This window comes from Flavobacterium nitratireducens (genome assembly GCF_029625335.1).
Classification (GTDB): Bacteria; Bacteroidota; Bacteroidia; order Flavobacteriales; family Flavobacteriaceae; genus Flavobacterium; species Flavobacterium nitratireducens.
Window position 1 is genome coordinate 623,646 of sequence record NZ_CP121111.1, and the last position, 12,262, is coordinate 635,907.

General features: G+C 30.9%; 13 protein-coding genes. 5 read left to right on the top strand and 8 right to left on the bottom strand.

Going from position 1 to position 12,262, the window contains the following annotated elements; translation table 11 throughout:
- Positions 1-8 precede the first annotated feature (8 nt).
- Positions 9-2,123, top strand: coding sequence for a DNA helicase RecQ (gene recQ, locus P5P90_RS02915; protein ID WP_278035727.1), 2,115 nt, complete (start codon positions 9-11; stop codon positions 2,121-2,123).
- A 2-nt stretch (positions 2,124-2,125) separates the two neighbouring features.
- Positions 2,126-2,608, top strand: coding sequence for a DNA-deoxyinosine glycosylase (locus P5P90_RS02920; RefSeq protein ID WP_278035728.1), 483 nt, complete (start codon positions 2,126-2,128; stop codon positions 2,606-2,608).
- Here P5P90_RS02920 and P5P90_RS02925 read toward each other — a convergent pair.
- The 4 genes from P5P90_RS02925 to P5P90_RS02940 form a co-directional block, all read right to left on the bottom strand.
- Entirely contained in the window at positions 2,603-3,118 is a 516-nt protein-coding gene (locus P5P90_RS02925) for a DinB family protein (protein ID WP_278035729.1), read from the bottom strand. The two genes, P5P90_RS02920 and P5P90_RS02925, sit on opposite strands and share 6 nt — an antisense overlap.
- A 10-nt stretch (positions 3,119-3,128) precedes the next feature.
- Complete coding sequence (locus P5P90_RS02930; RefSeq protein WP_278035730.1) at positions 3,129-5,714, bottom strand: phosphoenolpyruvate carboxylase; 2,586 nt, start codon at positions 5,712-5,714, stop codon at positions 3,129-3,131.
- A gap of 109 nt (positions 5,715-5,823) precedes the next feature.
- On the bottom strand, positions 5,824-6,303 hold the full coding sequence (locus P5P90_RS02935) for an Lrp/AsnC family transcriptional regulator (protein WP_278035731.1): 480 nt from the start codon (positions 6,301-6,303) through the stop codon (positions 5,824-5,826).
- Between the two features lie 76 nt (positions 6,304-6,379).
- Entirely contained in the window at positions 6,380-7,534 is a 1,155-nt protein-coding gene (locus P5P90_RS02940) for a M14 family metallopeptidase (RefSeq protein WP_278035732.1), read from the bottom strand.
- Positions 7,535-7,847: 313 nt separating this feature from the next.
- On the opposite strand from P5P90_RS02940, the gene P5P90_RS02945 reads away from it, so the two are divergent.
- The 3 genes from P5P90_RS02945 to P5P90_RS02955 all read left to right on the top strand — a co-directional run bounded on the left by P5P90_RS02945 (position 7,848) and on the right by P5P90_RS02955 (position 9,984).
- Positions 7,848-8,321 carry a helix-turn-helix domain-containing protein gene (locus tag P5P90_RS02945; protein ID WP_278035733.1) on the top strand — a complete coding sequence of 158 codons (474 nt, stop codon included), beginning with the start codon at positions 7,848-7,850 and terminating at the stop codon, positions 8,319-8,321.
- A 184-nt stretch (positions 8,322-8,505) separates the two neighbouring features.
- Positions 8,506-9,171, top strand: coding sequence for a spermidine synthase (locus P5P90_RS02950; protein WP_278035734.1), 666 nt, complete (start codon positions 8,506-8,508; stop codon positions 9,169-9,171).
- 69 nt (positions 9,172-9,240) lie between these two features.
- Complete coding sequence (locus P5P90_RS02955) at positions 9,241-9,984, top strand: potassium channel family protein (protein WP_278035735.1); 744 nt, start codon at positions 9,241-9,243, stop codon at positions 9,982-9,984.
- On the opposite strand, the gene kdsB is transcribed toward P5P90_RS02955, so the two are convergent.
- The 4 genes from kdsB to P5P90_RS02975 form a co-directional block, all read right to left on the bottom strand.
- Positions 9,947-10,672: a 3-deoxy-manno-octulosonate cytidylyltransferase gene (kdsB, locus tag P5P90_RS02960; protein WP_278035736.1), complete on the bottom strand. Its 726-nt coding sequence runs from the start codon at positions 10,670-10,672 to the stop codon at positions 9,947-9,949. The two genes, P5P90_RS02955 and kdsB, sit on opposite strands and share 38 nt — an antisense overlap.
- 100 nt (positions 10,673-10,772) lie before the next feature.
- A complete protein-coding gene (locus P5P90_RS02965) occupies positions 10,773-11,657 on the bottom strand; it encodes an IS982 family transposase (RefSeq protein ID WP_422851717.1) in 885 nt (294 codons plus the stop codon).
- Between the two features lie 100 nt (positions 11,658-11,757).
- Positions 11,758-11,910 (bottom strand): hypothetical protein, encoded by a 153-nt coding sequence (locus P5P90_RS02970; protein ID WP_278035737.1) that lies wholly within the window; start codon positions 11,908-11,910, stop codon positions 11,758-11,760.
- Positions 11,911-11,954: 44 nt separating this feature from the next.
- Positions 11,955-12,260, bottom strand: coding sequence for a hypothetical protein (locus tag P5P90_RS02975; protein WP_278035738.1), 306 nt, complete (start codon positions 12,258-12,260; stop codon positions 11,955-11,957).
- Positions 12,261-12,262 lie beyond the last annotated feature (2 nt).

Sequence of the window (12,262 nt, forward strand, 5' to 3'; positions counted from 1 at the left end):
TGCAAATAATGATTAGTTCTCAAATACTACATTCTTGTCTTAAGGAAAATTTCGGATTTGAAAAATTCAGAACCAATCAAGAGGAAATAATCAACACTATTTTAAGAGGACAAGATACCTTAGCTATCATGCCAACAGGTGGAGGAAAATCCATTTGTTTCCAATTACCAGCACTATTATTTCCAGGAATCACCATTGTAATTTCGCCATTAATTGCTTTAATGAAAGATCAAGTGGATAGCTTGAAAGCAAACGGAATTAGCGCCTGTTATATTAACAGTACTCAATCTGAAAAAGAACAACAAAACCATATTCAAAATATTATTGACAAAAAAATCAAGCTAGTATACGTTGCCCCCGAGAGTTTATCTTATCTCGAAAATACGTTTACTCTGATTGAAATAAGTCTAATTGCAATAGACGAAGCCCATTGTATTTCGTCATGGGGACACGATTTTAGACCTGCTTATACCAATTTGGGTTATCTTAAAAACCGCTTCCCTACCACTCCTATTCTTGCTTTAACTGCAACAGCTGATAAAGCTACACGCGAAGATATTAACAACCAACTAAATTTAAAAAATCCAGCTGTTTTTATTTCATCCTTTGATCGAAAAAATCTAAGTTTAGAAGTTCGACCAGCTTTAGACAGAGTTAAACAAATCATTGATTTTATAGAAACGAAAACTAATGAATCGGGAATTATATATTGTTTGAGTCGAAAAACAACCGAAGAGCTTGCTGAAAAACTAACCAAAGCAGGTATTACAGCAAAAGCTTATCATGCAGGCTTAGAAACAGAACTTCGTTCAAAAACTCAAGACGAATTTATTAATGACAAATGCCAAGTGGTTTGTGCAACTATCGCCTTTGGTATGGGAATTGACAAATCGAATGTTCGTTGGGTCATTCATTATAATTTACCCAAAAATATTGAAGGTTATTATCAGGAAATAGGACGAGCCGGTCGTGATGGTTTGCCTTCTGAAACCATATTATTTGAAAGCTATGGTGATTTGATTCAACTACAAAAATTTGCTTCTCAAGGTCAAAACGCCGAAATCCAGTTAGCAAAATTGGACAGAATGAAACAATATGCCGATGCTTTAAGTTGCCGACGTAAAATATTGCTTTCTTATTTTGGAGAAATTGTAACCGAAAATTGTGGTAACTGTGATATTTGCAATAATCCCCCAGCCTTTTTTGATGGAACTATTTTAGCACAGAAAGCACTTTCTGCAATTATCCGTTTGAAAGAATCAGAACCGCTACCGGTAATTATCGATTTTTTGCGAGGTTCTAAAAATGCTTACATCTACGAAAAAGAATATCAAAATTTAAAAACATATGGCGTAGGAATAGAAACTTCTTGGCAAGACTGGAACCAATACCTAATTCAATTGATTAATCTTGGTTATTGTGAAATAGCCTTTCATCAGCAAAATAAAATTCGTTTGACTCCATTGGCTAAGAAAGTACTATTCGAAAACGAAAAAGTACAACTCAATACTATTAAAAAGTCAGTTCCAAAACAAGTCGAACAAGAGACTAACAAAACAAAAACGGTAAAGAATTCATTATTTGAAAGCTTACGCAAATTACGTTATGAAATTGCCCAAGAAGAAGAGGTTCCTGCCTATGTCATTTTTAGCGATTCGGCTTTACGCCAAATGGAAATCAATCGTCCTATGAGTGAAGAAGAATTGATTACAATTGACGGTGTAGGAAAAGCAAAATTGGAAAAATATGGTGATGCTTTTATTAAAGCAATTATTGCTTTTCATAAGGACAAAAAAGTCAAGCCAAAGAAAGGATCAAACACTTATAAAGAAACACTTGCTCTTTATCAGGAAGGATTAACGCCAGAAGAAATAGCCGAAAAAAGAAAATTAGGTGTTAGCACTATTATTTCGCATTTAGCAAAATTATATTCCGACGGCGCTTCAATAGACTTAAAACAATTTGTTTCTAATGAAGAAGTTGCTCTAATTTCAGCAGCAGCTATTCAATTAGAAAAACCAACAGCATTGAAACCCTTTTTTGATTATTTTGAAGAAAAAATGAGTTACGAAAAAATCCGAGTGGGATTAGCCATAATTGAAAAAGAAGAAAATGTAATGTAATTATGATTCGCTCCTTTCCTCCTTTCATAAACTATGAAACTGAAATTCTTATCCTCGGCACTATGCCAGGAATTGCTTCATTAGAAAAACAAGAATATTATGCCCATCCGCGAAATCATTTTTGGAAAATTATCTATACGCTTTTTGACCAATTACCGGTTTCTTCCATTTTTGAAGAAAAAATTAAACTTTTGAGAAACAACAAAATTGGAATTTGGGATGTCTTGGAAAATTGTGAGCGAAAAGGAAGTTTAGATATTCACATCAAAAATCACCAGCCGAATGATTTTGAAAGTTTATTCAAAGAATACCCTCAAATTAGAACTATCATTTTCAATGGAAAGGAAAGCCATAAATACTTCCTAAAAAGTTTCGGACAAATAAAAGGCATTACGTATCGTGTAATGCCTTCTACTAGTCCTGCTAATACAATGTCTTTTGAAAACAAATTAATAACTTGGTCAAGTTGCTTTAAAGACTTATAAATATTTTTCCTGAAACACTTTTTGATGGTGTTTTTGATGTCCAATAATAATAAAACCAATAGCACGAACTGAAATTTGATTATCCGAAGCAATTCCGATTCTTTTTAATTGTTCTTCTGAAAAACTTTTAAAAAGCGCCAAAGTCCCCTGACGAACTATCGATAATTCCGTTAACAAACTTTGCAAATGTCTATCGTTTGCATTGGTATTCAATGCAAACTCATTTTCATCAAAGCCGGGTAAAGGCGTTTTGTCGTTTCTCGAAATTCGTAAAGCACGATAACTAAAAACACGCTCCGTATCAATTATATGCTGAATAATTTCTTTGATTGTCCATTTGCCATCGGCATAACGATAATCAAATTTATCCATTGGAATATCCTGAACAAAACGAATAAAAGCATGAAGACTTATTTCTAAGTCTTCATATAAATCTTCATCGCCTGCTGCTTGTATGTAAGTAGCATTAAATTTTGAATATTCGTTTTCTGGAACATCACTACGTTTCATAATTCAATTTTTAAGCTGAATTTCTACTTGCATTGGTATTACCAAATAAAGAACGCATTACGATTTTTTCGTAAACCTTAATTAGTTTTTCATCTGGATTTGCTTCTTTATTCAATTCATTGATTCTCAATAAAGCATATTGTTGGATTGTCAATAATGGCAATACAATACGCTCTCTAATTTGGATAGAAGCAATACCGTCAGGATAATTCTCCATCAATTCTTTATGACCCGCAATTTTCAACAATAAACGTTTAGTTTCTAAGAACTCATCGTAAATATTTTGCCAGAATTCTCCAAATTCAGGATCATTTCTCATATAGGCTGTCAATGGAAAGAATGACTTAGCCAATGACATCATACTGTTTTCTAACAAGGTTTTAAAGAATAAAGAACGATTGTATAAATCTTGAACTTTTTCCCACTGTCCTGTTTCTTCAAAATGTTTTAAAGCCGAACCTACTCCATAAAAACCAGGTACGTTTTGCTTCAATTGACTCCAAGAACCTACGAAAGGAATTGCTCTTAAATCTTTAAAATCTAATTTTTCAGACTTACTTCTTTTTGAAGGTCGGCTACCAATATTCGTTTTTGCATAATATTTCAACGTACTCATTTTCTCTAAGTACGGAATAAATTTATCATGATTTTTAAAACTCAAATACTTTTGATATCCTAATTCCGATAAATGCGTCATAATCGCTTTATCATCATCTGATAATTTATTCAAATCCTTATTGAATACTTGGTTAGTTACACCTGCACTTAATAAGTTCTCTAAATTATGACGGCAAGAATCTAATGTTCCAAAGTTAGAACTAATTGTTTGTCCTTGAACCGTTACTTGAATTTCTTTATTTTCAATTTCTGGACCTAAAGAAGCATAAAATTTATGTGTTTTTCCTCCTCCACGAGCTGGTGGTCCACCACGTCCATCAAAGAATATTACTTTAATTCCATATTTTCTGGACATTGCAGTAAGATTTTCTTTTGCCTGATAAATACTCCAGTTAGCCATTAAATAACCGCCGTCTTTTGTACCATCAGAGAAACCAAGCATAATTGTTTGTTTCATTCCTCTATTAGCCAAATGTTCGGCGTAAACTGGGTTAGTATACAATTGCTCCATGACATTATGTGCATTTTGCAAATCATCTACAGATTCAAACAAAGGAACAATATCAACAGATGGATCTTCCCAATTACTCAATCTAAATAATGCATAAGCTTCTAAAACATTTACTGCATTTTCATTATTACTAATGATATATCGATTTGCTCCTAATTCACCGTTGCCTTCTTGAATCTTTTTAATGGCATAAATCGACTCAATAGTAGATTTAGTCATCTCGTTTTTAAAATCAGCTGGATTAAGATTTCCATTTAGACTAGTTAAAACTTCACATTTTTCAGCCTCCGATAATTCGTAGTAATTTTTAGGGAAAACCTCGCTTCCGTTATTTTGATAAAAATCAAAAATATCTCTAAATACAGCATCGTGAATTTTGCTATTTTGACGAATATCTAAAGTTGCAAAATGGAATCCAAATAAATTTACTTTGATTAAAAGTGCCTCTAATTCATCAACATACAAGGATTGATGTTGTTCTATAATGATTGTTTTTATTTTATTCAACTGTGTTTTAAACTCTTCCAGAGTAATAAAAATTTCACCTGTAGAATAAAATACCGAACGATATAATTTATTTTCAAGCTCAGCTACCAAAACATCAACTCCTGAGAACGTTAACTTACGTTTTAAGTTTCTCATTTCAAAATAGTAACATTTCAAAATTGAAGTTCTTAAACGATCAGCTACTTTCAACGTAATATCAGTCGTCACAAACGGATTACCATCTCTATCTCCTCCTGGCCAGAAACCAAGTTGAATAATCGGGTTTTTAATATTGTTATTTGGAGCAATATTGGTTTCTAAATAATGCATTAAATCTCCAACTGTATTATAGAATACATTTTCTAAATACCAAATTAAGCTTACTGCTTCATCATAAGGATTTGGCTTCTCATTATTGATAAAAGGTGTTTTTCCTAATTGTGCCAAAAGCTGTTTGATACGTAACAAATTATTTTCACGAATAGCCTCAGTCAAATCGTTAATAATTCCTAATACGGGACCTGGGTAAAATTGTGTTGGGTGAGCTGTTAAAACTGTTCTAACATTAAAATTTTCTAGAAATTCAGCTAGTTCTTCATTCTTCCCTCTAGCCTCAGATTTCTCCTTTATATCACGCAAAGAACCTCGTCCCTCCATATTATTTACAATAGGAAAAGCGGCATCTTCAATAGCATCAAATAATACAATTTGACGTTCAATGTACTGAATAAAACGAAACATTAAATCAATTTTATCAGCCTCTACATCAGTGTGTAAATATTTTTTAGAGAAGAATTCAAAAATTTCCTTTGGTGTTTCCATTTTCTTATAACCTGTATCACAAACTTCTGTGAATAAAGGTAATAAAGCACCTGTATTATCTATAGAGTCGAAAGGTAAAGTAATGAAAACGCTGTTGTAAATATGGTATTTAGAGAGAACGTTTTGGTTAAAACGTTCTATTTTAGGGAGCGTATACATAAATTAGGTTTAAATTATTATGGTTTGTTATGTGCTTTGTTTTATTTTCAAAAAAATAACCCCAAGAGTCAACTTGAGGTATTATTTTTCAAATAATATCAAGTATCAATTACATATTTTTGAAGATAGTATGCATCAAACGCTTCTTGTCGTTGATACTCTCTTCAAGGGAAATCATAGTTTCTGTTCTGTAAACACCATCAATATCGTCAATCATAAAGATGACATCTTTAGCATGTTTAGTGTCTTTTGCTCTAATCTTACAGAAAATATTAAATTTTCCAGTAGTTACAGAAGCTACGGTTACAAATGGAATTTCGTTAATGCGTTTTAACACAAACTTAGTTTGAGAAGTATTATTTAAAAATACACCTACGTAAGCAATAAAAGAATAGCCAAGTTTATCATAATCTAACACTAAAGATGACCCCATGATAATACCAGCATCTTCCATCTTTTTTACTCTGACATGCACAGTACCAGCAGAAATTAATAATTTTTTTGCAATATCCGTAAACGGAACTCTGGTATTGTCAATCAACATGTCTAAAATCTGATGATCTACTTCATCTAAACGGAACTTACTCATATTTCTTTAATTATATTATTTATTATCATTTTAAAGCATAAAAATATACATAAAAATGATAAAGTAGTACAAAAAATTATTTTTTTATTAATCCATTAAGAATTTTATGTTTTTTTCCTAATGAAAAAGTAGCCTCTTGACCTATTTTTGGATACTCTCCTTGCTCTGATGTGTACACGGCTCCTTCAGCATCAAATTCTTCATGACCAAAGAAACCATCTAATTCATCAATTTTAGCAATATAAGCATTGAAATTAATTTTCCCATCAAATAATTCTTCCTTATACTGTGCAGCAAAATTCGTTATTTTTTCATTACCATCATAATTTATTAGAACTTTTTTGTATATAAAATCATAAAAAACGACTTTATTTTGAGGAATATTCAAATATTTATCAGTTCTATTAACAACTATAACGTTTTCGACAATAGCGTTAAAACTCGACACTAGAGCTATAAAAATATATTTACGCGTATGTTCTCTATGGTAATCACCTGGATAATGACCAGCCTCAAACAAAATAGTAGGCACTCCTAAATATTGAAAAGTATCACCAATACAATTTATATTGAACGAATCATCAAAACGCCCTACTTGTCCCGGTATCAACTCCTGCAATACATCATTCATTTCAGAAATTACATTAATAGCCTTTTGCCTAGAACTATTAATTTCTCTTTCATCATTATAGGAAGGCGCTAAGAAAGAAACCGTTGCTGGTTTTCCTGTATCAGCAACACCAAAAATAGTTCGTTGATCATGTAGATTGTAACAAAAATCAGGGTTGAATTCTTCAAAAACAGCTCTTAAAACTATACTTTCAGGTTGGCTAAGATCTTGCGAATCTCTATTTAAGTCTACTTCATTTGCATTTGCACGAGTATACAACTTAGCGCCATCAGGATTCAGCATTGGCAAACAACAGAAAGTGAAATGATTCAGAAATTTTGTTGCCAATTCTGAACCACTATGCAAAAGATTTAAAAAATCAAACAGCGCTTTCGTCGTTGTGCTTTCGTTTCCATGCATCTGAGACCACAAATAAATCTTGGTTGCTCCTTTACCAATTACATACTTATAAATAGGCTTTCCTTGAACCGAATGTCCAACAACAGACAATTGATTATTTGTGTTTATTCTATTTAAAATAGGCTCAATAGACTCTAATGTCAAATACCTACCCTCTATCGTTTTTTCCTTATTATCAAGAAACAACTGCTCTAAATTCATAATCTAATATATTTGATTTACAAAAGTAAACATCTTTATTTTAACATTTGTAAAACAAATATTTTTTTATCATTTCAATATTGTAAACACAATAAACACTTTTATTGCCTTGCTCACCCTTTATATGATTGACATTTGTTATCAACACAACAAACTAACGACAAAATAATAAAAATCAATATTTTAACAACCTTTATTTAAAGTGTAAAAAAAGATAAAAAACACATTAACATGCTGTTTACAGCTGTAATATTGTTAAATCATTTACTTTTGATTACATTTGTAAACAACAGATTTTAAATCATTATTTACAATGGTAAACACAGATGACTTTATTAAAAGACTAGAAATAATACTCGATTATTATAGCATTAATGCATCTGCTTTTGCTGATAAAATTGGGGTGCAACGTTCGAGTTTATCTCACCTCCTCTCTGGAAGAAACAAGCCTAGTTTAGATTTTATTCTTAAAATTCTAGAGGTTTATCCTGAAATTGATTTATATTGGATTTTGAATGGGAAAGGGAATTTTCCTAAAAAAGAGTCTGATTCTAAAGATACAACATTAACTTCAGACAATAGCGTTGTAAATATACTTAGAAACAAGGAAGATATTACGAATACGATTTTAACCAATACCGCTTCATCTGATGAATCGAAAGGCTCCACTGTAAACGAAAATAAAGAACAATTGCCAACGGACTTCTTTGATGATACAATCGAAAAGATTGTTTTTTTCTACAAAGATGGAACTTTTAAAAGTTTTAATCGAAACAAAAAAGGATAATTACACAGTAACACTTAAAGTTAATTTAAACCAAATTATACTTTAGATAACAAAACTTATGTTATTAAAAAACAATCAATTAAATAATTTTAAAACATCAAAAATCGATATTTAAATGAAACTCAAAAACATTTAAAATTAAAAATTAAAATATTAAAGCTATTTTTGAGAAAAAGCACATTCTATGTTGAAACGATTACTAAGTTATTTCTACCCTATCACAATTCACAGCCAAAAATCAGCAGTTAGTAAATCCTTAGAAATTACTTGGACCAATGGTGACTTAGTAATGGATTCTTTAAATACCAATTATTCATACGGTAGTTTACAACGAATTTTAAAACTAGGTTTAAATGAAATAGGTTTTGGCAAAATTCAAAAAATGAAAAATATCCTAATTTTAGGAGTTGCCGGTGGCAGTGTAATCAAAACCTTGATAGACGACATTCAATTTTCAGGAAAAATTACAGGTGTAGAAATCGACTCAGAAATCATTAAAATAGCCAACCACTATTTTGAATTGGACAAAATTTCAAACCTTGAAATTATCATTGATGATGCTTTTGAGTTTGTTTTGAAAACAACGGATCAATACGATCTGATTGTTGTTGACATTTTTCAAGATACCAAAATGCCAAATTTTCTCTTTGAAACTTTTTTCATTGATAGGATTTGTTTTTTGCTGCAAGCAAAAGGAAATATTCTCTTTAATACTATGCTTTTGAACGAAGCCGACAACATTCGCAATAAAAAATTAATCAACGAATTCAATAAAGATCATTTTCATATAAAATCGATTCCTAGAGTTGAAAAACACAATGAACTCATTGTCATTGAAAAATTACTTTAACATAATCTACAATTTTAAATAGCTAAGCTTTATTATTTGTACTTTAGACTTTGAAACAAATTAAAAAGAATGAAAAAGATTCTTCGAAAATTACTTTTAGGCAATGTAACCAATTTAAGAGATTCAAAACTGAATCCGATTCAAAAGCGAATACAAAACATCAAAGCCATTTGGAATAACGACCATCAGGACGATAATGGAATTGAGAAAATTGTTCGTTTGTTGCTTTCTTCTTCGCAATTAATTTTTCCTGGAATTTACATCAAATATTTGGCTTCCAAAAAAGGAACCGAATATGAAGACTTGGCAATGGATTTTTATATTTTGACAAAAGTTGCCATGCCACTACTTATTATAAGTAATCATTGGCAACAATTTCCTGTAGTTTTAGGAATGATGATTTATGTGATGCTCGAAACTGTTTTATACATTCCCACTTTAATTTTTGCTTCCGATTTATTTGCGCGCCCTCGTTCTTACAAACGTTCTATGCTTTTATTGTTTTTCAATTATCTTGAAATTGTATTTGGCTTTGCTGTTTTGTATTCAACAGGGAATTACTTAAATCACCCCATTAATCATTGGTTTGATGCCGTTTATTTTAGTATGGTAACATCGTCAACCATTGGTTTTGGTGATTTATATCCAGTACAAACATTTGGAAAAGCATTAGTAATGACACAATCCTTACTCGTATTGATGTTTGTGGTTTTATTTTTGAATTTTTACTCTACTAAAATAGACTCTAAAGGGTATTTTGAAAAAAGAAAAAGGACTAAACAAACTTTCTTGCTTTTTCTAAATCTTCCTTAGTGTCGATTCCAATTCCAGCATGAGTGGTTTCAACCATTTTAATTTGTTTGCCAAATTCCAAATAACGCAATTGTTCTAGTTTTTCAGAAGCTTCTAAAGATTTCATGGGTAAATGGTAGAAATCCAATAAGGCTTGTTTTCTAAAAGCGTATACTCCGATGTGTTTCATATAACGAACACCCACATTTTTTTCTCTTGGATACGGAATTACCGAACGCGAAAAGTACAAGGCAAAATTATTTTGGTTCACCACCACTTTCACATTATTCGGATTGTTAATTTCTTCTTCGTCTTTGATTTCATACATCAACGAAGCCAAATCTACTTTTTTATCGATGTCGTTTTTAAAAACTTCGATAACTTCTTTCAAAGGTTCCGCATTTATGAAAGGTTCATCTCCCTGAACATTGATTACAATATCTACATCGAGATTTTCAACAGCCTCGGCAATACGATCACTTCCTGATTCGTGCTCTTTGATACTCATAATGGCTTTTCCTCCGTGAGTAACAATTTCATCAAAAATTAAATTAGAATCCGTTACTACAAAAACATCATCAAAAAGCTGGGTATTTACTGCTGCTTCATAAGTTCTTAAAATGACTGTTTTTCCTCCCAAATCCTGCATTAATTTGGCGTGAAATCTGGTTGATGCGTAACGAGCGGGTATGACTGCTATTATTTTCATGTTATGACTGTTTGCCACAAAGGCACTAAGGCGCAAAGATAGATTTTAAATTGAAAATAGTTGTTTATGGAAATAAACTTTTATTACCCGTTGGGTGAAATTAAATAATTTGATTTTTAATATTATTTATAGGTCTATCAAATATGAATTTATTGATATATTGAATTAGAGTCATTGCTGTTATTTTTGCTAAAATTCTTGTTTTAAAACCAGCAAAAGATTTAGCATAATTTCTTCGAATTAAAAACTGGTCGCATAATTGTGAAAACTGGGTTTCAATTCTTTTTCTTGATTTTCTAAAAATATATGGTTGAGGCTTATAGTTTTTTTGATTGGATCTCATTGGTGTTTCTAATTGGATTTTTACTGTTCGAAATAGGTCTAGCTGAATCGATTCTGACAAATACCCTCTATCTCCAAGTAATACACAATCAGATAATTGTTGTTTTATATTCTTTAGAAAATGAACATCATGAACTTCTGCTTTTGTAATCTCTAAAGAATGGAAAACACCATCTACAGAACAAACTCCATGTAATTTATATCCATAAAACCAATTGTTTTGTGAGGCACAAAAACCTTTGGAAGGAGCTGTTTCAAAATGCTCTTTACATATTTTAATTCGGCAATGACGAGAAAATTTACAGATTTCCAACGGCATACTGTCAACAATAAAATAATTCTCAAACTCAAGAAATCGACTCGCTAGTTTGCTTCGGACTTCTTCAGAAAACAAAAACAGTTTTCTTCTTCTTTTGTTGAATTGACTGCGTTCAATTAAGTTAGGAATTAAATCTGGACTAATTTGTTTGAAAAGTGAGTTTTCACTATCAATAGACATAAATTCAGCAGTTAAACTAAGTGCTACGACCTCTAAATCAGACATCTTGCCGCTTCTTCCAACTCTTGATTTAAATAATGAATCATAATTCAAAGAACTTATAACTTCTAAAACCTTAAAATAATTTTTAACTATATTTGACATGGATGTTGGTTGTTTAGCGACTTCAAGATACTGCTTTGCAGTGTCTTGACCAATATCTAATCAATTTAATTTACTTCAAATAATTTCACCCAACGGGTTTTTATTTTATAAAAGATTCGAATTCTTCCCTTGTTGCAGTAATATCTATCTTTTGAGGTTCTTTTCTAGGATCAAATAAATAAATCCCAAACATTTCTTTTTCTAAATCAAGATTTTTTACCACTATACTTCCATCATTTAAAATAAACTTCAATATTTTATCATTTTCGGTTGTAACTATTGTAACATTTTTTGATTTTAAAAACTCGGTTGATTCATTAATATAATATAGAAAATCATCAGCCCCAACATAAAAATCTTCTTCTCCAACTTCTTTTTTCTTTTTTCAATATTTTTTTCTGTTGGTTCATAAACCAATGCACATTTACTTCTAATAACTAAAGTATCTGCATTCTTGCTCATTAATAATATGTTAGATTCATGAATTTTAGAAATGATCGGATTTTGAATATTCTTTTCTAATTTTTTATCTATTCTTTTCTTGCTTTCATTACATGAAACAATCATCAATAAACTTAATAATAACAATAAATGTTTTCTCATTT